Here is a 20,315-nt window from a genome sequence, read left to right as displayed (position 1 = left end):
CGGCCGCGCGGGTCCGCCCGTGCTCAGCCGGCGGCCTCCAGCCCGGCGATCTCGGCGGCCAGGTTGGCCCGGGCGGCGGCGTCGAAGCGGGCGTGCGCGGTGGGCGTGCGATACAGCGCGGGGAGCGCGAGCAACTGGCGGAGCACGGCCGCGCGCCCGGCGCGGAAGTCCGGCCCCGGTACGAAGGCGTACTCCTCCCGGACGGCCGCCGCGTACGCCGCGTAGGCCCGCGGCGGGCCGCCGAGCACGGCGAGGTCGGCGTCGCACAGCACCTCGCCGTCGCGGTCGCCCGGCTCGGGGCGGTGGGTGACGGTGAGCCGGACCAGCCGGGCGACCTCCGCGACCAGGGCCGCCGGGAGCCCCGCCTCGTCGAGCGCCCGGACGGCCAGGACGGCGCTGCGCTCCTCGTTCTCGGAGCGGTCCGGACGGTAGACGGCGTCGTGGAACCAGGCGGCCAGCCGGACGGCGTCCGGGTCGGCGGCGTGCCCGGCGAGCGCGTCGACGTGGCCCAGCACCGCGCGCAGGTGGTCGACGGTGTGGTACCGGCGCTGCGGCTCGGACCAGCGCCGCAGCAGCTCCCGGCCGGCCGGGGCGGGGTCGCCCGCCGCGCCGCGGCGGTGGAGCAGGGCGGTCCAGGCGGTGAGCAGGTCCTCGGGGACCGGGGCATCGGTGTCGGGCACGGGGCCATTCTGCCGGGCCGGGTCGGAGCCGACCGGGATTCCGCTGGACGTGATATATCGATGAAAGGTATATGTAGCTTCATGACTGAACGGGCGATGCAAGAGCCGACACTGCTCCTGCTGACCGCACTGGCCGACGCCCCGCGGCACGGCTACGCGCTCATCCAGGAGATCTCCGCGATCTCGGACGGCCGGGTCAAGATGCGCACCGGGACGCTGTACGGCGCGCTCGACCGGCTGCTCCAGCAGGGTCTCATCGAGGTCGCGGCCGAGGAGATCGTCGACGGCCGGGCCCGGCGCACCTACGCGCTCACCGAGGGCGGGCGCGGCGCCCTGGCCACCGAGGCGGAGCGGCTGCGCGCCGTCGCCGAGGAGGCCCAGCGCCGGCTGGCGGCCGTCCGCCCGACCGGTTTCCGCCCGGCCGGCGGGGCCGCCACACTCGCGTTCACCAGGGTCAGGGGGGCCTTCGCATGACGATCCAGACCTTTCCCGGAGCGATGGGGGAGCCGGTGGCGCTCCGTGCCGCGCTGATGCTCTTCCCGGCCCGCTACCGGCGCGAGCGCGGTGACGAGCTGTCCGCGGTCTTCGCCGACAGCACGGCCGGGACCGGGCGGCTGGCCACCGCCCGGGAGGTGTTCGACCTGGGCGCGTACGGCCTGCGGATGCGCGCCGGCCTGACCGCCTCCTCCGCCGTCGGACAGCTGTTCGCACTGGCCGCGCCGCTGGTCGCGGGGGCGGTCGCCGGGCTGTGCGCGGCCTACACGGTCGACCAGGTGGTGAACCCCTCCTGGGTCCCGGCGTGGGCGCTGCCGGACCGGATCGGCGAGGTGCCGGCCTTCGTCTGGTTCCTCGGGCAGGCGCTGCTGCCGTTGCTGCTGGTTGCCGCCGTGCTGGCCGGCCGTTCGCGGGAGGCCCGGTACGCGGCGTTCGGCGTGGCCGGCGTCGGCGCGCTGGGCGTGCTGACCGCGGCGGTGCAGGAGCCGTACCTCTGGGGCTTCCTGGAGTGCTCCGGTCAGTCGACCCCGCTGCTGCTGGCGGGCCTGGTGTTCGCCTTCGCCCCGCAGGAGCTGACCGCGGAGCGGCCGAGCGCGCGGGGCCGGATCGCGGTGCTGGCCGCCGCGGCCGGCGGCGGGCTGATCCTGATCGGGGAGGGGTACTACAGCTCGGTCGGCCTGATGGACCGGGTGCCGGCCGTGGCGCTGCTGCTGGTGCCGGCGGCCGCCCTGCTCTTCGCCGTCCGCGGGCGGCTCGCTCCGGCGGCGATCGGCCTCGCCGCGCTGCCGCTGACCCTCGGGTTCAACGCCTTCCGGACCTGGCAGTCGGTCGGCGGCGTGTGGCGGATGGCGCCGCTGGCGATCGCGGTGGTGGTCGGTCTGGTGGCGGCCGGCCGGATCCTGCACCGGGCCGGTGCGGCGCCCGGGTGCGACGTGGGCGCGGGAGGTGTCCGGAGCCTCGTCTGAGCGGGGCCGACCGGAGCGTCGCCGCTCCTCGAACGGCCGGACGAACGGGTTGTGGGCCCGTTCGTCCGGCCGTTCCGCGTTCTCGCGGCGGTGCGCGTCGTCCGGCCGAGTGGCCGCACGGGGCTCGCCGGGGGCGGACCGATGTGGCAGGCTATCTGATATGTCTAGACCAATTTTCGAAGTCATCGCGCTGACGCCCCAGGACGCCCAGGCCGCCGAGTCGGGCGGCGCCGACCGGCTCGAACTGGTCACCGACATGGCCGCCGACGGGCTCACCCCCTCGGTCGAGGACTTCGCCAGGATCCGTGCCGCCGTGGAGATTCCGCTGCGCGTCATGCTCCGCGTCCGGGACGGCTTCGCCCCGGGCGACCTGGACGAGCTGCGCGTCCGCGCCGCCGCGCTCCGGGCCGAGGGCGCCGACGAGTTCGTCTTCGGGTTCCTGGACGCCGGGGGCGGTGTCGACCTGGCCGCCACCGAGGCCGTCGCCGAGGCGGTGGCCGGCTGCCGCTGGACCTTCCACCGGGCGATCGACCACAGCGCGGACCGGGCCGCCGTGCGCGCCGCCGTCGGCGCGCTGCCCGGCCTGGACACCTTCCTCACCTCCGGCGCGGCCGGCGGGGTGGACGCCGGTCGGGACGTCCTGCTGGCCGAGCTGGCCCGGGCCGGCGAGCCCGGCTACACCCAGCGGATCCTGATCGGCGGCGGCCTGCGCGCCGAGCACCTGCCGGGGCTGCTCGCCGCCGGGTTCGACGCCTTCCACGTCGGCGGCGCGGTCCGGGTGGACGGCTGGCGGTCGCCGGTGGACGCGGCCAAGGTCGCCGAGTGGCGGGCGCTGATCGGCGGCTGAACTCCGCCGGGCACCGGGGCCGGCCCGCCGTGGCGACGGGCCGGCCCCGGGCGTTCGGCCGAGGCCCGTTCAGCTGCGGCCGTTCAGTCGAGGCCGTCCAACTGCGCCGGCAGCGGCTCGGCGTGCAGCACCTCCAGGCCGGAGACCGCACGGGTGAGCGCCACGTACAGCCGCCGCAGGCCGGTCCGCTCGTCCGGTTCGCCCGCGACCACCGCGGCCGGCTCGTCCAGCACCACGTAGTCGTACTCCAGGCCCTTGGCCAGCGAGGCCGGGACGAGCGTCAGCCGGGCCTCGGCGCTGGTCTCGGTGCCGGGGGCGAGGTGCGCCAGCCCGGCCTCCGCCAGCGCCTGCGCCAGCAGCGGGACGCGCGCGTCGGCCGCGATCAGACCGGTCGACCCCTCCCGCTCCAGCGCCCGCCGGCAGGCCTCGACCACGGCCTCCGCCCGTTCCTCCTCGGCGATCTGACGGATCGTCAGTGAACCCGGGGCCTCGCGGACCGAACTGGCCGGGTTCAGGCCGGGGGCGATCGACGGCAGCAGCCGGGAGGCGTACGCGATGACCTCCTCCGGCACCCGGAAGCCCTTGGTCAGCTCCTCGATGTGGGCGGCCGGCTTGCCCAGGTGGTGCAGCGCCTCCGGCCAACTCGCCGTCGCCCAGGGGGTGGTGCCCTGGGCGAGGTCGCCCAGCACGGTCGCCGAGCCGGTGGTGCAGCGGCGGCCCACCGCGCGGTACTGCATCGGCGAGAGGTCCTGCGCCTCGTCCAGCACCACGTGGCCCAGCGAGGCGGTGCGCCGCACCAGGTCGGTCGCCTCGTCGACGAGCACGGCGTCGGCGGCGGTCCAGCGGGCGGTCTTCACCGAGCGGCCCCGCTTGGGCCACAGCACGGCCGCCTGCTCCTCGGCGCTCAGCACGCCGTCCGCGCACGCGGCCAGGAACTCCGGCTCGGAGAGCAGCCGCAGCACCAGCTTGGCCGGGTCGACCGCCGGCCAGCACGCCTTGACCGTCGCCTTCACGGCGGTGTTGCGGGCCACCGCGTCCTGCACCCGGTCGTCCGGGGCCTCGCCGCCCTGCTCCATCTTCAGCAGCACGGCGTGCGCGATCCGCTGCGGCAGCGCCTCGGCCGCCGCGCCGTAGCGGATGTCGCGGGCCTTCAACTCCTCGATGATCCCGACCAGTTCGTGGACCGGGACGCGCCAGCGGCGGGAGCCGCGGATCACCACGCACGGCTCGGTGGGCAGCGCGATGCCGGAGCGGACCGCCCGGCGCAGCACCTCCGCCATCCGGGCGTCGCCCTTCAGCCGGGCCGCCTCGGGGGAGTCCTCGCCGCGCACCTCGACGTGCCCGACCAGCTGCTGCACGGTGGCCTGCGCGACGTCCAGCTCGCCCAGCGCGGGCAGCACCTGCTCGATGTAGGAGAGGAAGGCGTTGTTCGGACCGATCACCAGGGTGCCGGTGCGGGCCAGCCGCTCGCGGTGCGCGTACAGCAGGTACGCGACCCGGTGCAGGCCGACGGCGGTCTTCCCGGTGCCGGGGGCGCCCTGCACGCAGAGGGTGCCGGAGATGTCGGCGCGGACGATCTCGTCCTGCTCCGGCTGGATGGTCGCGACGATGTCGCGCATCGGGCCGACGCGCGGCTTCTCGATCTCGGCCGCCAGCAGGGCGGAGGAGGCGTCGTGCTCGGCCGGGTCGGAGAGGTGCTCGTCCTCGTACGCGGTGAGCTCGCCGCCGGTGTAGCCGAAGCGGCGGCGGCGCTCGACGTCCATCGGCTCGGTGCGGCTGGCCCGGTAGAACGGCTGGGAGACCGGCGCGCGCCAGTCGATCACCATCGGGTCGCCGTCGGCGTCGTGCACGTGGCGGCGGCCGATGTAGAAGCTCTCCCCTCCGGATCCTTCGCTCAACTCCTCGCTGATCGCGTGCAGGTAGTCGAGCCGGCCGAAGAACAGCGGGGTGTGCGAGAGGTCGGCCAGGGCGGCGATCCTGGCCTCGATCTGGTTCTGCAGCACGAGGGCGGTGACCCAGGTGCCGGTGACGTCGCGGATGTCCAGGGACTCGACGTCCTCGCGCATCGCGCGCAGCGCGGTCCTGGACGCGGCGAGGTGGTCCCGTTCGCGCTGCAGGGGGTCGGTGGTGGGGGTGGCGGGCACAGCGAACCTTCCCGGCTGCCCCCGGGGACGGGCGCAGCGGATCGTAGGAGCTCACGGTGGATACCGGCCGGTTGCCGAACGGCCGGTACCTCCCCCGGCTGCCTGCGCGACTTCAGCAGGTACCACGGTTCGGGAGGGGGCAGACGGACGATCCTAGCCGCGTCCGCCCCCCGGTTCCAGCCCCGCGGGCCCCACCGGCCCCGCGGGCCCGTTGCGATACCGCGTCGGAGCGCGCCGCTACAGCACGTCGTCCGCGTCGATGATGCGGTAGGCGTAGCCCTGCTCGGCGAGGAAGCGCTGGCGGTGCGCGGCGAAGTCCTGGTCGACGGTGTCCCGGGCGACCACCGAGTAGAAGTGGGCGGCGTGGCCGTCCGCCTTGGGGCGCAGCACCCGGCCGAGGCGCTGGGCCTCCTCCTGCCGGGAGCCGAAGGTCCCGGAGACCTGGATGGCGACGGTCGCCTCCGGCAGGTCGATGGAGAAGTTGGCGACCTTGGAGACGACCAGGACGCCGATCTCCTTGTTGCGGAAGGCGTCGAACAGCTTCTCGCGCTGGGTGTTGCTGGTCTCGCCCTTGATCACCGGGGCGTCCAGGGCCTCGCCGAGCTCGTCCAGCTGGTCGATGTACTGGCCGATGATCAGGGTCTGGTCCTTCTCGTGCTTCTTGACCAGGGCCTCCACCACCCGGCGCTTGGTCGCCGTGGTCGCGCAGAAGCGGTACCGCTCCTCGGGCTCCGCGGTCGCGTAGGCGAGCCGCTCGGAGTCGGTGAGGGTGACCCGGACCTCGCAGCAGTCGGCGGGCGCGATGTAGCCCTGCGCCTCGATCTCCTTCCACGGGGCGTCGAAGCGCTTGGGGCCGATCAGGCTGAACACGTCGCCCTCGCGGCCGTCCTCGCGCACCAGGGTGGCGGTCAGGCCGAGCCGGCGGCGGGCCTGGAGGTCCGCGGTGAACTTGAAGACCGGGGCCGGCAGCAGGTGGACCTCGTCGTAGACGACCAGGCCCCAGTTGCGGGCGTCGAACAGCTCCAGGTGGGCGTAGACGCCCTTCCGCTTGGTGGTCATCACCTGGTAGGTGGCGATGGTGACCGGGCGGATCTCCTTCCTGGTCCCGCTGTACTCGCCGATCTCGTCCTCGGTGAGCGAGGTCCGCTTGACCAGCTCGTGCTTCCACTGGCGGGCCGAGACGGTGTTGGTGACCAGGATCAGCGTGGTCGACTTGGCGTGCGCCATCGCCGCCGCGCCGACCAGCGTCTTGCCGGCGCCGCAGGGCAGCACGACGACGCCCGAGCCGCCGTGCCAGAAGCCCTCCACCGCCTGCGCCTGGTAGGGGCGCAGGCTCCAGCCGTCCTCCTCCAGGTCGATCGGGTGCGCCTCGCCGTCCACGTAGCCGGCGAAGTCCTCGGCGGGCCAGCCGAGTTTCAGCAGCACCTGCTTGATCTGCCCGCGCTCGGAGGGGTGCACCACCACGGTGTCCGGGTCGAGCCGGGCGCCGACCAGCGGGATGATCTTCTTGGAGCGCAGCACCTCCTCCAGCACCGGCCGGTCGGTGGTGGTGAGCACCAGCCCGTGGGTGGGGTGCTTGACCAGCCGCAGCCGCCCGTACCGGGCCATAGTGTCGGCCACGTCGACCAGCAGCGCGTGCGGCACCGGGTAGCGCGAGTACGTCACCAGGGCGTCCACGACCTGCTCGGCGTCGTGTCCGGCCGCCCGCGCGTTCCACAGCCCGAGCGGCGTCACCCGGTACGTGTGCACGTGCTCGGGCGCGCGCTCCAGTTCCGCGAACGGCGCGATGGCCCGGCGGCAGTCGGAGGCCTTGGGGTGGTCGATCTCCAGGAGAAGAGTTTTGTCGCTCTGGACGATGAGCGGTCCGTCGTTCACGCGGGGGAGCCCTCCACTGGCTGACAGGTCGGTCGGGTCTGCGGGTCCTTCGGGACGCCGACCCTCCAGTGTCGCCCATCAGGCCGGGTGCGCGGGACCGCTCGGGGCGGGAGGGCTACTTCCACTCGTGGAAGGTGCCGGTGGACTTGCCGTCCGGGGCGACCTCGTACTCGAAGAGGCCGACGACGTGGTTGAGGCGGTCGAGCCGGGGCGAGGCGGTGTGGAAGAAGAGGGCGCCGCGCCAACTGGTGCCGCCGCCCTCGGTGAAGTGGCCGATGCCGGTGCCGTGCCAGACGACGCCCTGGCCGTCGGCCGTCATGTCGACGCCCTGGCCCTCGCCGCGCAGGGTGCCGTCGGCGCGCAATTCGGACTCGTAGGTGCCGAAGCCGGTGACGGCGGTGCCGTAGTAGCTGCCGCTGCCCTCGAACGAGACCTCGACGACGACGTGGCCGTCCCCGGCGTCGAGCACGCGCCGGCCGGTGTCCTGGCCCTGGGTCTCACCGATGAGATCGCCGAGCATGATGACTCCTTTCGTCACCCCCCGCACTCCGGACTACGCCGGTGGGAGCGGGGCGTCAACCGGCGGTACGCGCGGTGCTGACGGGGTGGCGGGGGGTGACCGGCGGCGGGGTGGCTCGTTGGGGAGGGCATGAACAAGTCGAAGCGTGTTCTCACCGCTCTCGCCCTCGTCGGGACGGCCTTCGCGGCCACCGCTTCCACGGCCACCTCCGCGCAGGCGGTCGCGGGCATCGGGGAGGGGCCGGGCGGGCTGCTGGCGGCGCCCGGGTTCCTGCTCGCGGACCTGGCCGGGGCCAACTCGGTGATGCCGGTCGGGCAGGGGGACCTCGCCGCCATGGCGGAGAAGGCGATGAAGGAGAAGCAGGCGGAGCAGGCGGCCAAGGAGCAGGGGCAGGCACACTGAGCCCCCCGGGGGTCCGGGGCCGCTACTCGTCGAGTTCGGCGACGCCGGTGATCCGGTGCAGCGCGAAGGTGCGCAGTTCGCCGTCGTGGTGGTCGAAGGCGGTGACGTAGCCGCCTTCGACCTTGACCGGGTCGATGATCCGCTGGCTGGCGAGGCCCTCCGCGTTGAGGTAGCCGATCCACATCCGCTCGCCGAGCAGGACCGCGGTCTGCAGCGCCGCGAGGGTCTCCGCGGCGGCGGTGCGCGGGAGTTGGCGCCCGGCCGGGACGTTGGGCTCGCGGCGGACGGCGGTGGCGGCCCGGTCGCCGGCCCGGATCGCCTTGACGGCGGCGGCGAGCAGGGTGTCGTCCGGCGCGGGCGGGCCGTCCGGGACGGGGACCGGGGCCGCGCGCGGCGGGGTGCGGTGGCTGTCCGGGCGGGTGATCAGCACATCGCCCTCGGCGGACTCGGCGGCCGGTGCGTACCCCATGGCGCGCAGGCTCGCGAGCAGGACGTCGGGGGCGGCCTGGGCGGCCAGCACGGTGGGCGCGAGCAGCCGCAGCCGCAGGTCCGCGGAGCGGCGGTCGGCCAGGATCTCGTTCAGCAGCGCCGGGTCGTCGCAGCGCAGGTAGGACGAGGCGGCGCCGACCCGCAGCAGGCCGTGCCGCCGGGCGACGTCGTCGATCAGGTAGGCGAGCGGCTGCGGGACGGGCGTGCGGGAGTGCTGCGCCAGGAAGGCCCGCAGGTCGGCGGCGGTGCGTCCGGCGTCCAGCGCGCGGCGCACCGAGCCGGGGGTGAACCGGTAGACGGTCGCGCCGCCCTTGGACTCGATGTCGGCGCAGAGCGCGAGCGCCTGGGCGAGCGGGGTGAGCAGCGGGCCGGGGGCGATCGCGGTGAGGTCCGGCTGCAGGATGACGTGGTCGAGCGGCCGGGGCAGCAGCGGGGCGAGCACGGCGGCCGGGTCGTGCTCGGCGGTGAGCAGGGCCCGGGCGGGGGCGGCGAGCGCGCCGCGGCCGGTGATGCCGAGGAGTTCGGCCTCGGCGAGGGTCCGGGCGACCAGTTGGTCGCGCAGGTCGCCGCCACCGTCGGGGGCGGCCGGGCCGCCGCGCAGCGGGCGCTGCCAGCGCAGGGTGGGCAGCAGCTCCTCGGCGGTGGCCGGGGTGCCGGGCGGGAGTTCGGCGAGCAGGGCCAGAGCGGCGCGGCGGACCGGCGGGGCGAGGGTGCGGTCCAGCTCGGGGCCGAGCACGGCGCGCGGCTTGCCCTTGCCGTCGGCGGTGCCGGCGAGGGCCGGGACGCGGGTGGCGGCGAGCCAGGCGCGGGCGAGCACGGTCCAGCGTTCGGCGGTGTCCAGCCGCAGCCACTCGTCGTAGCCCGGGGTCGGTGCCCAGCGCTCGTCGGCCTCGCCGTCCGGGGCCAGCAGGCCCGCGGTGTAGGCGAGTTCGAGCCAGAAGGCGGCGATCGGCTCGGTGCTCTCCAGGGCCTGGGCGGTGCGCTTGAGGTCGCGCACGCCGAGGCCGCCGGCGCGCAGGGTGGGCGGCGGGGTGAGGCCCCAGAGGTCGAGCAGCTCCTCGACGGTCCGCACGGCGGTGTGCGCCTGCCCGGCGGCGGCGCCGTCCACCACCTGGGGGTCGCGCGGCGCGGCGGCGGGCGCCGGCTCGGGCGCGAGCGGCTCGACGGCGCGGTGCGAGCGGCCGCCCCGCAGGTGGAGGGCGAGTTCGCGGGGCAGCACGACGCTGCCCGGGCTGCTGGGCAGCAGCAGGCCGCGGGCCAGCAGCCACTCGACCGGGCTCTGCGCGTCCTCGGCGGTGACCGGGCGGGTGGCGTCCGGGACGGTGCCGGTGGGCGGGCCCCAGACCAGCCGGTCGAGCAGCCGCAGGGCGGGTTCGGGGGCGGTGGCGAGCAGGCCCTCGCAGCGGCTGCGGTCGGTGAGCAGCGCGGTGAACGCGGCGACGGCGGTGACCGGGTCGGGCGTCGCGGGCTGCCCGGCGGAGGCGAGCAGCTGCTGGAGGCGGGCCGGGGACATGCCGGTGCTGGCCTCGGCGAAGGTCGGGCCGAGACCGGTGCGGCCGGGGTTGGTGGCGGTCGGGGCGAGCGCCTCGCGGGCGGCGATGACCAGCCGCAGGCCGTTGTCGGGGCCCCAGAGCAGCGCGCGGTCGCGCAGGGTGGCCAGGGCGCGGGGGAGCGCGGAGGCGACGGCGGACCGGTCGGCGGCGCTCAGCGGGGTGGCGCCGGGGTGCGGCTTCACCTTGACCGGTCCGGCCAGCAGGGTCCGGACGGCGGTGGACGGGGAGCCGTCGGGGAGCGCGGCGAGGGCCTCGGCGGCCTGCAGGGTGAACCGGTCCAGCCGCTCCAGCGCGCGCAGGGCGGAGGCGCGGGAGGAGAGCCGGGCGGTGAGCTGGGTGAGGTCGCCGGGCACGGGGTTGAGCAGGTCGGGGCGGGACCGGAGCAGGGCGGCGAGGTCGTCGTCGGGCCGGGCGCGGAGCTCCTCGGCGAGGGTGCGGGGGCCGGCGGCGGACTTGGCCTGGCGTTGGGGGCCCTGCTGTGTGGTCATTCGACCTAGGTTAGTCGGGCGGCGGCGGGACAGGAGGGTCCCGGCGTCGGCGGGACGGCCGGTGCGGTGGGGCGCGCCCGGGGGCGCTCCGGCTCGCGTGGCGGGGCGGCGGGTGGGTACCGTCACGGTCGGCGGGGCTGACGCCGCGTCCGGACGCGTGGCGGGTCCGGTTCGGTACGGGCAAGGCGGGGTGTGTGGGATGTCGGACGGCGAGTGGTGGCGCAAGCAGGGGCCCTGGAGCGAGCCGCCGGCCGCCCCGGGGGCGGCGGGCCGGGGCGGTGACGGGGACAGCGTGTACGCGCAGGAGCCGGCGCCCGCCGCGCCGCCGCGCCCCTCGGTGCCGCCGCGACCCGCTGGACCTCCGCCGGCGTCCGGATCGAAGGGCGGGGCGCCCGCCGCGTTCCTGCCGCCGCCCACGCGTGCCCCGAGGTCCGGGCCGGCCACCCCGCTGACGAAGCCCGGGCAGGACGGCGGCTCGCCGTGGACGGCGGAGCCGGCCGAGGACGCCCCCGCCGACCCCGAGGCGCTGCCGCCCGCGTACCGCGCCGTGAACACGGGCGACTGGGACTACGTGAGCATCGACTTCGGGGACGGCCCGGTCGTGTCCAACCGGCCGATCCCCGAGCAGCGGACCGCGCCCGAGGGCGAGAACGGGCCCGTGGCGGAGGGCGAGGACCCCGCGGCGGGCGAGGCCGCGGCGACCGAGCCGCCCGCCGCCGCCCCGACGAAGAAGGGCCGGCCGAAGAAGGCCAAGGGGCGCCGGGGCCGGGCGGCCGGGGACGGGGCCGCCCCCGCCGAAGGCGCCCCCGCGGACCCCGGCGCCGCCGGGAAGCCCGCCAAGGCCGGGGCGCCCGCCCGCCACCGCCCCTCACCGCTGCTGCTGCTCTCCGCCGCGGTGCTGATCGGCGGCGCCGTCACCGGACAGCTGATCGCCATGCTGATCGGCTGGGCGCTCGGCTACATGTCCCGCCACCTGTCCGACCTCACCCGCAAGGTGGCCGTGTTCGGGATCCCGCTGATGACGATCAGCGGCAGTTCGCTCTGGGTCTGGGGCCGCGCCCAGGGCCGCTGGGGCACGGCCCTGAACCCCGGTGAGCAGGCGAACCAGGTGATGTGGAGCTCCGCGCCGGGCGTGCTGCGGGTGGCGGCCGTGCTGTCGGCCGTCTTCCTTCTCCTGATGTCGCTGCGCCGGCGCGGCGGCGCGGCGGAGGGCGCGGGCGGGTGACTCCCCCTCCGCGCCAGGGACGTCGCCACCTCAAGGCGCTCGGCCCCTCGCCCGACCCGCACGTGGCGTACTCCGAGGGCCTGCGCCGCGGCTGCCCGCGCCCGGACGTGGACCGGGAGCGGTGACGGCGGCCCGCCCGCCCGCCGGTCGGCCTGCCCGTTCCCTCCGTCCCGCCCCGTCCGGCACAATCGCCGGCATGCTGAGAATCGGTTCGGTGGTGCTCGGGGTGGCGGACGTCCGCCGCGCGGCGGCGTTCTGGGGCGAGGCCCTGGGGTACGTTCCCCGCGACCGCCCGGTCGAGGACGACTGGGTGGTGCTGGTCCCGGCGGACGGCGCCCCCGGGGTGCAGGTGGCGCTCGGTCGGAGCGCCAGCCCGCCGCAGCGCCACCCGCGGGTGCACCTGGACCTCTACGCGGCGGACGCGGCCGACCAGGCGGCCGAGGTGGAGCGGCTGGTCGGCCTCGGCGCGCGGCGGGTCGACTGGGACCTCTACCCGCCGGACCCGGACTTCGTCGTCGTCGAGGACCCGGACGGGAACCGCTTCTGCGTGATCGACAGCAGCCGCTCCTAGGGCCGGTGACGGCGGCGGCGCCGGGCCCGGACGTGGTGGTGCTCGTGCTCGGGGCCCTCGCGGTGGGCGCGGGTCTCCATGCCGCTGCGGACGGTCCGGCTCAGCGCGCCGGCCGCCGCCGCCAGGAAGACGAAGTTGTAGGTGATCTGCAGCAGCACCACCAGTCGCGGCCCCTGCCCGGACGCGGTGATGTCGCCGTAGCCGATGGTCGCCATCGTGACGACCGTGAAGTACAGCGAGTCCAGTCGGGTCTCCAGGCCGACGAACTCGCCCGGACGGTCGGCCAGCACGTAGTAGGTGCCGGCGAAGACGGTCAGCGAGAGGCAGATCAGGAAGGCCAGCCACACCCCGGGGTGATGGCCCGTGCCGCGGAAGGTGTCGACGATCCTGGCCACCAGCAGCCCGGTCAGCCCGGTCAGCACCACCCCGAACAGCAGCCAGCTCAGCAGTGGGCGGTCCTGGCCCAGGACCCGCAGCGGGACGGTGAAGTAGCCGACCATCAGCAGGGTGAACGAGCCGAGCAGCAGGCCCCAGGCCCGCAGGTCGAGGTTCTCCCGGGGCGCGGGCGGGGACGCGGGTGGGGGCGCCTGCGGCGGCTGCTGGCTGCTCATCCCGGTCAGCGCGCCCCGGCCGGTCCGCCGCCGGGCTCGTCCAGGAACTCCAGCACCGCCAGCGCCGCCACCAGCGCGAGCGCCAGACAGAGCGTCACCAGGACGGTCGGATAGCTCCACAGCAGGAACGCCAGCGCGGCCACCGCCACCGCCGCCCAGCCCAGCCAGGCCTTCCACCGGTGCACGAACCGTCCCACCGGCCCCAGCCGCAGCCCGGCCCGTTCGGCGGCGCGCCGCACCGCCCCCAGCCCGGACGCCCACATGCCCCGGGTCGTCCCGGCCCACCGCCCCCGGCCGCCGATCCAGGCGCCCAGCGCCACCAGCACCCCGAGCGCGACCACCACCCGGACCGCCGACCGCAGGTACCGCACCAGCGTGTCGTACACCGCCTGCGCCGCGGCCAGGTCGACCCCGGACGCCAGCCGGTCCAGGTAGAGGGCGCGGAAGACGGACAGCGCGATGCCCAGCAGCAGCGCCCCGCCGGCCATGCCCAGGGCGACCGTGACGACGGCCCGGCGGCGGCGGACCGCCAGCAGCACGCCGCCGACCGCGCAGGCCGCGGTCAGCACCGGCAGCCAGAAGCCGGCCAGGTCCAGCAGCCGGAAGCCGGTGCGGACCTTGGGGATCGCGTCCGACTGCACCAGCGTGTACTGGGTGTGCACCTCGGGGATCCGCGCGGCGATCGACAGGCCGTTGTCGACCAGCCGGGCCTTCACCCGGTCGATCAGCGGCGCGAGGTCGAGCACCACGGTGTCGTTCTTGATCGCGACGGCCCCGCCGCCCTGACCGGTCAGCATCTTCTCGACGGCCGCGTGGGCCTGCCGGTTGACGTCGGCCCAGATCGTGGCGAACGCGTCGCTCGCCACCACCCGCTGGACCTGGTCGTGCACGAAGCCGGCGATCCCGTCGGTGAGCGCCTGGCCGATGCCGCCGAGCAGCGTGTTCAGCAGGGGGCGGTCCGCCGGGGCGACCGAGGAGAGCAGCGAGTCGACCGGGATCTGTTTGACGATCTCGTCGGTCACCCGGTCGGTGACGGCCGTTCGGACGGCCGGGTCGGTGGCCAGCGGCGCCATGGTGGCGACGTAGCGGTCGGTGTCGGTGATCTGCGACCTGGTCCAGACGGCGACGACGCTCAACGGCGTCAGCACGCAGGCGAGCAGGACCAGCAGGACGGCGAAGGCGGAGCGGGTCCGGTGGCGCCGGGGCGGCGACGTCGCCTCGCGGGCCTCGCGGGCCTCGACGGCGCTGAGCCGGGCGCGCAGCTCGGCGAACTCGTCGGGCCGGCCGCCGCCGGGCTCGTTGGTCGCCATGCCTCGACTCCGTTCCTCCTGTCGTGCACACCAGGAGATAACGGATCAAAAGGGACGGCCAGTCGAGTCCGTGGGAGGGGCGGCCGAACAGCCGGACACGACGAAGCCCCCGCCGCGGGGCGGGGGCTTCGGCCGGGTTCGCGCCGCCGGGTCTCAGGCGGTGGTGGTGGACCGCGGCTGCTCGGTGGCCTTGGTCACATTGGTCGGGTTCACGGCCTGGCGGGGCTGCTCGGCAGCCGGCTGCGCCGGGGCGGCGGTGCTCTGGGCGGTGCTCTGAGCGGTGCCCTGGGCGGCGTCGGCGGCGGGGGTGTCGTCCTCGCGCATCGCCTTCGTCTCCGCCTTGAGGATCCGCATCGACTTTCCGAGGCCGCGGGCCATCTCCGGCAGCTTCTTCGACCCGAACAGCAGGATCACGACAGCCAGCACCACGAGCACGTGCCAGGGCTCCAGACCGTTACGCAGCATCCCTGGCCACCGGTCCCTTCTCGTCTAGAGTCATACGTCACAGTTGGGCAAAGCGCCCGTCCTGGCCAGTATGCCTGCCCGTGGCGGCGAACGTATACACCGGCCGGGAAACGCTGGTCAAAAACCAGATGTTGCGGGGGCGGACGGGGCCCCGTCCCGAAGGGCCCGCCGGGAGCCCCCGCATCCGCCGAGGTCAGGCCACTCCCCACCGCCCCCGCGTACCGGCCGGCCCGCGCCGCCACCCGCCGCCCCGCCCGCCCGCACCCCCGCGGACCACCCCTCTTCGCGCCACACCGCCCCCGCGTTTTGGCCGGTTCCGGCTGTCCCGGCGCCCGGGCCTTGTCGCAGCGGCCGATGGAGTTCCCGCTGCGGATCCATGTACATCCCGTACATTGATGCCATGAGTGAGCCGGTAGTGGAATCCATGGCCGAGGTCCGGAGCCACCTCGCCGATGTGCTGGACCGGGCGAGGAGGGAGGAGACACCGACGATCATCACGCGACGGGGGAAGCAGGAGGCCGTCGTGATCGACATCGACGAGTACCGGCGGCTGACCCGGATAGCGGAGCGGACCGAGGAGGCCTGGCTCAACCGCCTCGCCGACGAGGCGGAGGCCGAAGGGACCGAAGGTTCGGTCTCGCTGGAGGAGATGGCCGCCCTGATCCGCGACCACAGGGGCTGACGGGCCGTGGGCTACGTCACGAGGTTCACGCCGCACGCCCAGCGGGACCTCCTGAAGGTTCCCCGGCCGGACGCGATGCGGATCCTCCGCCGACTCTCGGACCTGCAGAGGGCGTTGGATCTCGGGGATACCACCGGGTTCGACATCAAGGCACTGCAGGGGCACAGCGCGCGGTGGCGACTGCGGGTAGGGGACCACCGGGCGGTCTACACGGTCGAAGGGGGACAACTGGTCGTCTGGGTCCTGGCGGTGGGGAACCGTCGCGAGGTGTACCGCGATCAATGATTCCCGCCGGCCGGGAACGCGGCAGCCCCCGGCCGGGTGGGGGCGGGGGCTGCGATGACGCGCGGCGGGGGATCGGCGGCGGGGCGGGGTCAGGCGGCGGCCGGCTCGGGGGCGGGGGCCGGGGCGGCGGCGGGCAGGTGGCGCATCAGGCGGTAGGCGAGGAGGGAGGCGCCGAGCACCAGGACGAGGCCGACGACCGCGGCGACGTGCAGGCCCTCGGTGAACGCGGTGCGGGTGGTGGCGAGGAGTTCGCCGCCGAGCTGACCGGGCAGCTGGGCGGCGACGGTGACCGCGCCGCCGAGGGTGTCCTGCGCGGCGCGGGCGGCCTCGCCCTCCACCCCGGCCGGCAGGGCGCCGTCCACCTGGGAGCGGTAGACCGCGGCTCCGGCGGCGCCGAGCAGGGCGATGCCGAGGGAGCTGCCGAGCTCGACGGCGGTCTCGGAGGTGGCGGAGGCGACGCCGGCCCGCTCGGCGGGGGCCGAGGAGACCACGAGCTCGGCGGTCAGGGTCATGGTGCCGACGGTGCCGGCGGCCAGCACACCCGCCGCGGTGAGGATGAGCGCCAGCGGGGAGTCCGCGCCGACCTGGGTCATCATCGCGAAGCCGGCCGCGCCGATCAGGAAGCCCGAGGCCATCATCACCGCGGGCCGGACCTTGCCGGCGAGCGCCGAGGTGATGCCGACGGCCGCGCCGACGCCCACGCTGGGAACGAGTGACCAGAGCGAGGCGGTGAGCGGGCTCATGCCCTTGACCAGCTGCAGGTACTGCGAGGTGAAGAGGGTGAAGCCCATCATCGCGAACATCGCCACGGTGTTGACGCTGATCGCCCCGCTGAAGGCGCGGATGCGGAACAGGCCGAGGTCGAGCAGCGGGTGGGCGGCGGTGCGCTGCCGCCAGTAGAACGCGCCGCCGAGGAGCAGGCCGACCGGGACGGCGAGCGCGGCGAGCAGGTCCCAGCCGTCCACCGCGAGCGTCTTGACGCCGTAGATCAGCGGCAGGATGGCGGCCAGCGACAGGACGGCGCCGAGCAGGTCGAAGCTGCCGTGCTGCGGGGAGCGGTACTCGGGGAGCAGCACCGGGGCGGCGAGCAGGACCAGGGCCATCACCGGGATCGCGAGCAGGAAGACCGAGCCCCACCAGAAGTGGTCGAGCAGCAGGCCGCCGGCGACCGGCCCGAGGGTGGCGCCGGCAGTGAGGATGCCGCCCCAGGCGCCGAGCGCGACCTGGCGCTGCTTGGGGTCGTGGAACATGTTGCGGATCAGCGCGAGGGTCGAGGGCATCACGGTGGCCCCGGCGACACCCAGCAGGGCGCGGGCGGCGATCAGCTGGCCGGCGCTGTCCGCGGAGGCGGCGAGCAGCGAGGCGCCGGCGAAGCCGATGGCGCCGATCATCAGCAGCAGGCGGCGGCCGATCCGGTCGCCCAGCGCGCCCATCGTGATCAGCAGCCCGGCCAGCAGGAACGAGTACATGTCCATGATCCACAGCTGCTGGGTGCCGCTCGGCGCCAGCGTGCTGGAGATGTAGGGGACGGCGAAGAAGAGCACGCCCATGTCCATGGTGAGGACGAGGGTCGGGAGCAACAGGACGGCGAGGCCGATCCATTCGCGACGGCCTGCGCGGCCTGTGGTGGCGGTCATGAGGACGACGGTACGGATGTGTCAGACGGTTGTCTAGTACGAGCGTCTAAATCATTCGTGCCAGACAGGCGTGCAAGACATCCGTCTTGATCGGACGTAGCATTCGGGCATGGGAAATCGAGAGGACCTCATGGCCGGCGCCAAGCGCTGCCTGATCGAGAAGGGCTACGGGCGGACCACCGCCCGGGACATCGCCACCGCCTCCGGCGTGAGCCTGGCGGCCATCGGCTACCACTTCGGCTCCAAGGAGGCGCTGCTCAACGCGGCGCTGATCGAGGCGACCGGGGAGTGGGGCGTCATGGTGGGGACCGTGGTGGCGAAGGCCAACGAGGCGTCCGACGACCCGGAGGAACGGTTCGTCGCCGTGTGGGACGGCGTGCGGGAGACCATCGCCGAGCACCGCGGCCTCTGGGCCGCGCAGTTCGAGGCGATGGTGCAGGTGGAGCGGGCGCCCGAGCTGCGGGAGGCGCTGGCCGGGGCCCAGAAGGACGGGCGGCTCGGGCTGTCGGCCGTGTTCCAGGGGCTCGCCGGGGTGTCGGACACCGAGGAGGAGCTGGCCCGCGGCACCTTCTACCAGGCGCTGCTGGTGGGCCTGGCCGGGCAGTGGCTCGCCGCGCCCGACATGGCGCCGGGCGGGCGGGACCTGCTGCGCGGGCTGGAGCTGGTCGGCGGCTCGCTGCTGAAGCCGAGGCCCGCGGAGGCCTGGCACGGCCCCGCGGCCTGAGACCGCCCGGCGGGCGCCGCGGTGGCGCGGGACTCAGGCGGTGACGGCCGTCAGCAGCACCACCGAGTCGATGTGGGCCAGCAGGCCGTGCCGCTCCTGCGGGACGGCCTGCAGCTGGCCCGTCGAGAGCTCCTCGTGCCGCCCGGCGATGGTCAGCGAGACCCGCCCGCGCAGCACCTGCACGCTGGCGGCGGCCGGGGCGTTGTGCTCGTCGAGCGAGGTGCCCGCGGTCAGCGCGATCACCGTCTGCCGCAGCACCCCGTCGTGCAGCACCAGATGGGCGCTGCGGCCGTGCGGGCTCTCGGCCGCCAGGGCCGCGTGCTCCGCGACGAGCTGTTCGAGATCGACCATCGCGCGTCCTCCTGCCGTCCGGTGCCGTCCTGCTGCGCGGGCGCTCCTGCGGCCCAGCGTCCCGGACGCGCCCCCCGCCCGCACGCCGAGCCGGGTCGCGGGCGGGTGCGCTCGGCGTGCGGCGGCGGCCGACTGCCCCCATCGTGGAGGCATGGCGACCAACGAGCGTTTTTTCAGCGGGTTCCAGGTCAACCGCTCGCTGCTGGCCGGCGGCGCGGTGCTGACCGGCATCGGCGCGGTGTTCGGCACGGCGGGTGCGGTGATGGTGTGCGCGGCGCTGGCCACGGCCGGCCGCGCCTGGGTGCGGGGGCTGGACACCCCGCCGACCGCCCTGGCCCAGCGGGCCCTGCACGAGGCCAAGGTGGCGTCCTCGGCCGGCTGGGACGCCTGGCGCGCCGAGCACCACTCGCCCAACTGATCGCGGGAGCCCGGCCGTCCACCCGCCCGACTCCGCCGGACGGGTGGACGCCGTGCGGGTGCCGCGGCCGGCCGCGGTGCGGCCGGCTACAGTCCGAGCGACTTGGCGACGATGCTGCGCATGACCTCGCTGGTGCCGCCGTAGATCCGGAACACCCGGTTGTCGGTGTAGAGCCGGGCGATCGGGTACTCCAGGATGTAGCCGTAACCGCCGTGCAGCTGCAGGCACTTGTCGATCACGCCGGACGCCGACTCGGTGCAGAACAGCTTGGCGGCCGCCGCGTCCGCCACCGTCAGCTCGCCGTTCTGGTACAGCTCCAGCGCGCGGTCGACCATCGACTGCTGCGCCACCACCTGGGCCTCGCAGTCGGCCAGCGTGAACTTGGTGTTCTGGAACTCGGCGACCGCCTGGCCGAACACCTTGCGGTCCTTGACGTACCGCACCGCGAACCGCACCGCCGCCGCGGCGGCCGCGTACGCGCCGACCGCGATCGCCAGCCGCTCCTGCACCAGGTTGTGGGTCAGGTAGGCGAACGCCCGGCCCTCCTCGCCGAGCAGGTTCTCCACCGGCACCTTGACGTCCGAGAAGGCCAGCTCGGCGGTGTCCGAGGTGCGCAGGCCGATCTTCTGCAGCTTGCGGCCGACGCTGTAACCGGGGGACGAGGTGTCCACGCAGAGGATGGAGAGTCCGGCCCGGCGGTTCTCCGGGTCGTGCGGCGCGGTGCGGCAGACCACCAGGACGAGGTCGGCCAGGACGCCGCCGGTGATGAAGGTCTTGGCGCCGTTGAGGACGTAGTGGGTGCCGTCCTCGGAGAGCCGCGCGGTGGTGGAGATGCCGGCGAGGTCGGAGCCGGCGCCCGGCTCGGTCATCGCGATCGCGGTCATCAGGTCGCCGGAGACGAAGCCGGGCAGCCAGCGCCGCTTCTGCTCCTCGGTCGCGTACTCCAGCAGGTAGGGCAGCACCAGGCCGGTGTGCACCCCGGACGAGCCGAAGCCGACGCCGGCCCGCGCCGTCTCCTCGGCGATCACCGCCTGGTACTTGAAGCCGCTCTCGCCCGCGCCGCCGTACTCCTCGGGCACCTCGATGCCGAAGACGCCGAGCGCGCCGAGTCGGCGGTAGAAGTCCCGCGGCGGGTGGCCCTCGGCCTCCCAGCTCTCGTAGACGGGGACGACCTCGTTGGCGATGAAGTCCCGGATGGTCTCCCGGAAGGCCTCGTGGTCCTCGGTGAACACGGTGCGGCGCACGGCGGCGCCTCCCTTCGACGGTGCCTGGCGTTCGGTGCTGCCCGACGTTCGGCGGGGTCCGACGTGGCGGGCCCGGCCGGCCCCGACGATCGCCCCACAAGTTAATCCCCGGTAGCTTCGACTGTCCAGGGTGGGGAGGGCGGCGTCCGCGCCGCTCCGCAGTGCCGTGGCCCGGCGTCGCCCGTCCGGGATTCACCGGTGTCCCGGACGGACTCCACCGGAGGGAGGGGGATTCGCCCGACGGTGTTGTCCGGATGATTGTCCGACTGCTGTCGGCGGTAGGGCCGTTCGATGCGTCCTTGGTGAATGCTTTACTGTTCCATTGCCAAGAGTC

General features: G+C 74.9%; 22 protein-coding genes. 11 read left to right on the top strand and 11 right to left on the bottom strand.

Annotated features, from left to right (window positions below; genetic code table 11):
* Nucleotides 1-23: 23 nt before the first annotated feature.
* Entirely contained in the window at nt 24-680 is a 657-nt protein-coding gene (locus ACFC0B_RS38095; RefSeq protein ID WP_376097185.1) for a hypothetical protein, read from the bottom strand.
* Nucleotides 681-761: 81 nt separating this feature from the next.
* On the opposite strand from ACFC0B_RS38095, the gene ACFC0B_RS38090 reads away from it, so the two are divergent.
* The 3 genes from ACFC0B_RS38090 to ACFC0B_RS38080 all read left to right on the top strand — a co-directional run bounded on the left by ACFC0B_RS38090 (nt 762) and on the right by ACFC0B_RS38080 (nt 2,987).
* The gene (locus ACFC0B_RS38090; RefSeq protein WP_376097182.1) at nt 762-1,154 is read left to right on the top strand and encodes a PadR family transcriptional regulator; all 393 of its coding nucleotides are present in this window, start codon (nt 762-764) and stop codon (nt 1,152-1,154) included.
* Nucleotides 1,151-2,140: a hypothetical protein gene (locus ACFC0B_RS38085; protein WP_376097179.1), complete on the top strand. Its 990-nt coding sequence runs from the start codon at nt 1,151-1,153 to the stop codon at nt 2,138-2,140. The genes ACFC0B_RS38090 and ACFC0B_RS38085 overlap by 4 nt, the downstream gene beginning before the upstream one ends.
* 160 nt (nt 2,141-2,300) lie before the next feature.
* The gene (locus tag ACFC0B_RS38080; RefSeq protein ID WP_376097176.1) at nt 2,301-2,987 is read left to right on the top strand and encodes a copper homeostasis protein CutC; all 687 of its coding nucleotides are present in this window, start codon (nt 2,301-2,303) and stop codon (nt 2,985-2,987) included.
* A gap of 83 nt (nt 2,988-3,070) precedes the next feature.
* Here ACFC0B_RS38080 and ACFC0B_RS38075 read toward each other — a convergent pair whose 3' ends face one another.
* The 3 genes from ACFC0B_RS38075 to ACFC0B_RS38065 form a co-directional block, all read right to left on the bottom strand.
* Nucleotides 3,071-5,131 (bottom strand): HelD family protein, encoded by a 2,061-nt coding sequence (locus tag ACFC0B_RS38075; protein ID WP_376097173.1) that lies wholly within the window; start codon nt 5,129-5,131, stop codon nt 3,071-3,073.
* A gap of 237 nt (nt 5,132-5,368) precedes the next feature.
* Nucleotides 5,369-7,006: a DNA repair helicase XPB gene (locus tag ACFC0B_RS38070; RefSeq protein ID WP_376097170.1), complete on the bottom strand. Its 1,638-nt coding sequence runs from the start codon at nt 7,004-7,006 to the stop codon at nt 5,369-5,371.
* A gap of 115 nt (nt 7,007-7,121) precedes the next feature.
* Nucleotides 7,122-7,526 carry a hypothetical protein gene (locus tag ACFC0B_RS38065; protein ID WP_376097167.1) on the bottom strand — a complete coding sequence of 135 codons (405 nt, stop codon included), beginning with the start codon at nt 7,524-7,526 and terminating at the stop codon, nt 7,122-7,124.
* Between the two features lie 129 nt (nt 7,527-7,655).
* Between ACFC0B_RS38065 and ACFC0B_RS38060 the strand changes: the two genes are divergently transcribed.
* A complete protein-coding gene (locus tag ACFC0B_RS38060; protein WP_376097164.1) occupies nt 7,656-7,928 on the top strand; it encodes a hypothetical protein in 273 nt (90 codons plus the stop codon).
* 22 nt (nt 7,929-7,950) lie between these two features.
* Here ACFC0B_RS38060 and ACFC0B_RS38055 read toward each other — a convergent pair whose 3' ends face one another.
* Entirely contained in the window at nt 7,951-10,458 is a 2,508-nt protein-coding gene (locus tag ACFC0B_RS38055) for a helicase C-terminal domain-containing protein (protein ID WP_376097161.1), read from the bottom strand.
* A gap of 199 nt (nt 10,459-10,657) precedes the next feature.
* Between ACFC0B_RS38055 and ACFC0B_RS38050 the strand changes: the two genes are divergently transcribed.
* The 3 genes from ACFC0B_RS38050 (at nt 10,658) to ACFC0B_RS38040 (ending at nt 12,254) form a co-directional block, all read left to right on the top strand.
* Nucleotides 10,658-11,683, top strand: a complete 1,026-nt coding sequence (locus tag ACFC0B_RS38050; protein ID WP_376097158.1) for a hypothetical protein — start codon at nt 10,658-10,660, stop codon at nt 11,681-11,683.
* The gene (locus tag ACFC0B_RS38045; protein WP_376097155.1) at nt 11,680-11,808 is read left to right on the top strand and encodes a hypothetical protein; all 129 of its coding nucleotides are present in this window, start codon (nt 11,680-11,682) and stop codon (nt 11,806-11,808) included. Before ACFC0B_RS38050 ends, ACFC0B_RS38045 begins: the two co-directional genes overlap by 4 nt.
* 71 nt (nt 11,809-11,879) lie before the next feature.
* Nucleotides 11,880-12,254 carry a VOC family protein gene (locus ACFC0B_RS38040; protein ID WP_376097152.1) on the top strand — a complete coding sequence of 125 codons (375 nt, stop codon included), beginning with the start codon at nt 11,880-11,882 and terminating at the stop codon, nt 12,252-12,254.
* Here the strand turns inward: ACFC0B_RS38040 and ACFC0B_RS38035 are convergent.
* From ACFC0B_RS38035 to tatA, 3 genes are all read right to left on the bottom strand, one after another.
* Nucleotides 12,251-12,865 (bottom strand): potassium channel family protein, encoded by a 615-nt coding sequence (locus ACFC0B_RS38035; protein WP_376097149.1) that lies wholly within the window; start codon nt 12,863-12,865, stop codon nt 12,251-12,253. The genes ACFC0B_RS38040 and ACFC0B_RS38035 overlap by 4 nt on opposite strands.
* Nucleotides 12,866-12,870: 5 nt before the next feature.
* The gene (locus ACFC0B_RS38030; protein WP_376097146.1) at nt 12,871-14,175 is read right to left on the bottom strand and encodes a hypothetical protein; all 1,305 of its coding nucleotides are present in this window, start codon (nt 14,173-14,175) and stop codon (nt 12,871-12,873) included.
* Between the two features lie 153 nt (nt 14,176-14,328).
* Nucleotides 14,329-14,640 carry a Sec-independent protein translocase subunit TatA gene (gene tatA, locus ACFC0B_RS38025; protein ID WP_376097143.1) on the bottom strand — a complete coding sequence of 104 codons (312 nt, stop codon included), beginning with the start codon at nt 14,638-14,640 and terminating at the stop codon, nt 14,329-14,331.
* A gap of 400 nt (nt 14,641-15,040) precedes the next feature.
* On the opposite strand from tatA, the gene ACFC0B_RS38020 reads away from it, so the two are divergent.
* The gene (locus ACFC0B_RS38020) at nt 15,041-15,322 is read left to right on the top strand and encodes a type II toxin-antitoxin system Phd/YefM family antitoxin (RefSeq protein WP_376097140.1); all 282 of its coding nucleotides are present in this window, start codon (nt 15,041-15,043) and stop codon (nt 15,320-15,322) included.
* A 6-nt stretch (nt 15,323-15,328) separates the two neighbouring features.
* Nucleotides 15,329-15,607, top strand: coding sequence for a type II toxin-antitoxin system RelE/ParE family toxin (locus ACFC0B_RS38015; RefSeq protein WP_376097137.1), 279 nt, complete (start codon nt 15,329-15,331; stop codon nt 15,605-15,607).
* An 89-nt stretch (nt 15,608-15,696) separates the two neighbouring features.
* Here ACFC0B_RS38015 and ACFC0B_RS38010 read toward each other — a convergent pair whose 3' ends face one another.
* A complete protein-coding gene (locus ACFC0B_RS38010) occupies nt 15,697-17,244 on the bottom strand; it encodes an MFS transporter (RefSeq protein ID WP_376097134.1) in 1,548 nt (515 codons plus the stop codon).
* Nucleotides 17,245-17,353: 109 nt separating this feature from the next.
* Here ACFC0B_RS38010 and ACFC0B_RS38005 point away from each other — a divergent pair, with 109 nt between their 5' ends.
* A complete protein-coding gene (locus ACFC0B_RS38005) occupies nt 17,354-17,968 on the top strand; it encodes a TetR/AcrR family transcriptional regulator (protein ID WP_376097131.1) in 615 nt (204 codons plus the stop codon).
* Nucleotides 17,969-18,001: 33 nt separating this feature from the next.
* On the opposite strand, the gene ACFC0B_RS38000 is transcribed toward ACFC0B_RS38005, so the two are convergent.
* Nucleotides 18,002-18,319 (bottom strand): cupin, encoded by a 318-nt coding sequence (locus ACFC0B_RS38000; RefSeq protein WP_376097128.1) that lies wholly within the window; start codon nt 18,317-18,319, stop codon nt 18,002-18,004.
* A gap of 151 nt (nt 18,320-18,470) precedes the next feature.
* Here ACFC0B_RS38000 and ACFC0B_RS37995 point away from each other — a divergent pair, with 151 nt between their 5' ends.
* Complete coding sequence (locus ACFC0B_RS37995) at nt 18,471-18,737, top strand: hypothetical protein (protein WP_376097125.1); 267 nt, start codon at nt 18,471-18,473, stop codon at nt 18,735-18,737.
* An 86-nt stretch (nt 18,738-18,823) separates the two neighbouring features.
* Here the strand turns inward: ACFC0B_RS37995 and ACFC0B_RS37990 are convergent, their stop codons facing one another.
* Nucleotides 18,824-19,981 (bottom strand): acyl-CoA dehydrogenase family protein, encoded by a 1,158-nt coding sequence (locus ACFC0B_RS37990; protein ID WP_376097122.1) that lies wholly within the window; start codon nt 19,979-19,981, stop codon nt 18,824-18,826.
* Between the last annotated feature and the right edge of the window lie 334 nt (nt 19,982-20,315).

Source organism: Kitasatospora sp. NPDC056184 (assembly GCF_042268405.1).
Lineage (GTDB): Bacteria > Actinomycetota > Actinomycetes > Streptomycetales > Streptomycetaceae > Kitasatospora.
The sequence above is the reverse complement of the archived record's forward strand: the minus strand, read 5'-3'. Positions and strand labels throughout refer to the sequence as shown.

Excerpts from the sequence above, each read along its gene's own strand:
- ACFC0B_RS38080 (WP_376097176.1), top strand. The coding sequence starts at position 2,301 with ATGTCTAGACCAATTTTCGAAGTCATCGCGCTGACGCCCCAGGACGCC.
- ACFC0B_RS38065 (WP_376097167.1), bottom strand. The coding sequence starts at position 7,526 with ATGCTCGGCGATCTCATCGGTGAGACCCAGGGCCAGGACACCGGCCGG.
- ACFC0B_RS38010 (WP_376097134.1), bottom strand. The coding sequence starts at position 17,244 with ATGACCGCCACCACAGGCCGCGCAGGCCGTCGCGAATGGATCGGCCTC.
- ACFC0B_RS37995 (WP_376097125.1), top strand. The coding sequence starts at position 18,471 with ATGGCGACCAACGAGCGTTTTTTCAGCGGGTTCCAGGTCAACCGCTCG.
- ACFC0B_RS38020 (WP_376097140.1), top strand. The coding sequence starts at position 15,041 with ATGAGTGAGCCGGTAGTGGAATCCATGGCCGAGGTCCGGAGCCACCTC.
- ACFC0B_RS38055 (WP_376097161.1), bottom strand. The coding sequence starts at position 10,458 with ATGACCACACAGCAGGGCCCCCAACGCCAGGCCAAGTCCGCCGCCGGC.
- ACFC0B_RS38085 (WP_376097179.1), top strand. The coding sequence starts at position 1,151 with ATGACGATCCAGACCTTTCCCGGAGCGATGGGGGAGCCGGTGGCGCTC.
- ACFC0B_RS38050 (WP_376097158.1), top strand. The coding sequence starts at position 10,658 with ATGTCGGACGGCGAGTGGTGGCGCAAGCAGGGGCCCTGGAGCGAGCCG.
- ACFC0B_RS38090 (WP_376097182.1), top strand. The coding sequence starts at position 762 with ATGACTGAACGGGCGATGCAAGAGCCGACACTGCTCCTGCTGACCGCA.
- tatA (WP_376097143.1), bottom strand. The coding sequence starts at position 14,640 with ATGCTGCGTAACGGTCTGGAGCCCTGGCACGTGCTCGTGGTGCTGGCT.
- ACFC0B_RS38060 (WP_376097164.1), top strand. The coding sequence starts at position 7,656 with ATGAACAAGTCGAAGCGTGTTCTCACCGCTCTCGCCCTCGTCGGGACG.
- ACFC0B_RS38000 (WP_376097128.1), bottom strand. The coding sequence starts at position 18,319 with ATGGTCGATCTCGAACAGCTCGTCGCGGAGCACGCGGCCCTGGCGGCC.
- ACFC0B_RS38040 (WP_376097152.1), top strand. The coding sequence starts at position 11,880 with ATGCTGAGAATCGGTTCGGTGGTGCTCGGGGTGGCGGACGTCCGCCGC.
- ACFC0B_RS38005 (WP_376097131.1), top strand. The coding sequence starts at position 17,354 with ATGGGAAATCGAGAGGACCTCATGGCCGGCGCCAAGCGCTGCCTGATC.
- ACFC0B_RS38035 (WP_376097149.1), bottom strand. The coding sequence starts at position 12,865 with ATGAGCAGCCAGCAGCCGCCGCAGGCGCCCCCACCCGCGTCCCCGCCC.
- ACFC0B_RS38030 (WP_376097146.1), bottom strand. The coding sequence starts at position 14,175 with ATGGCGACCAACGAGCCCGGCGGCGGCCGGCCCGACGAGTTCGCCGAG.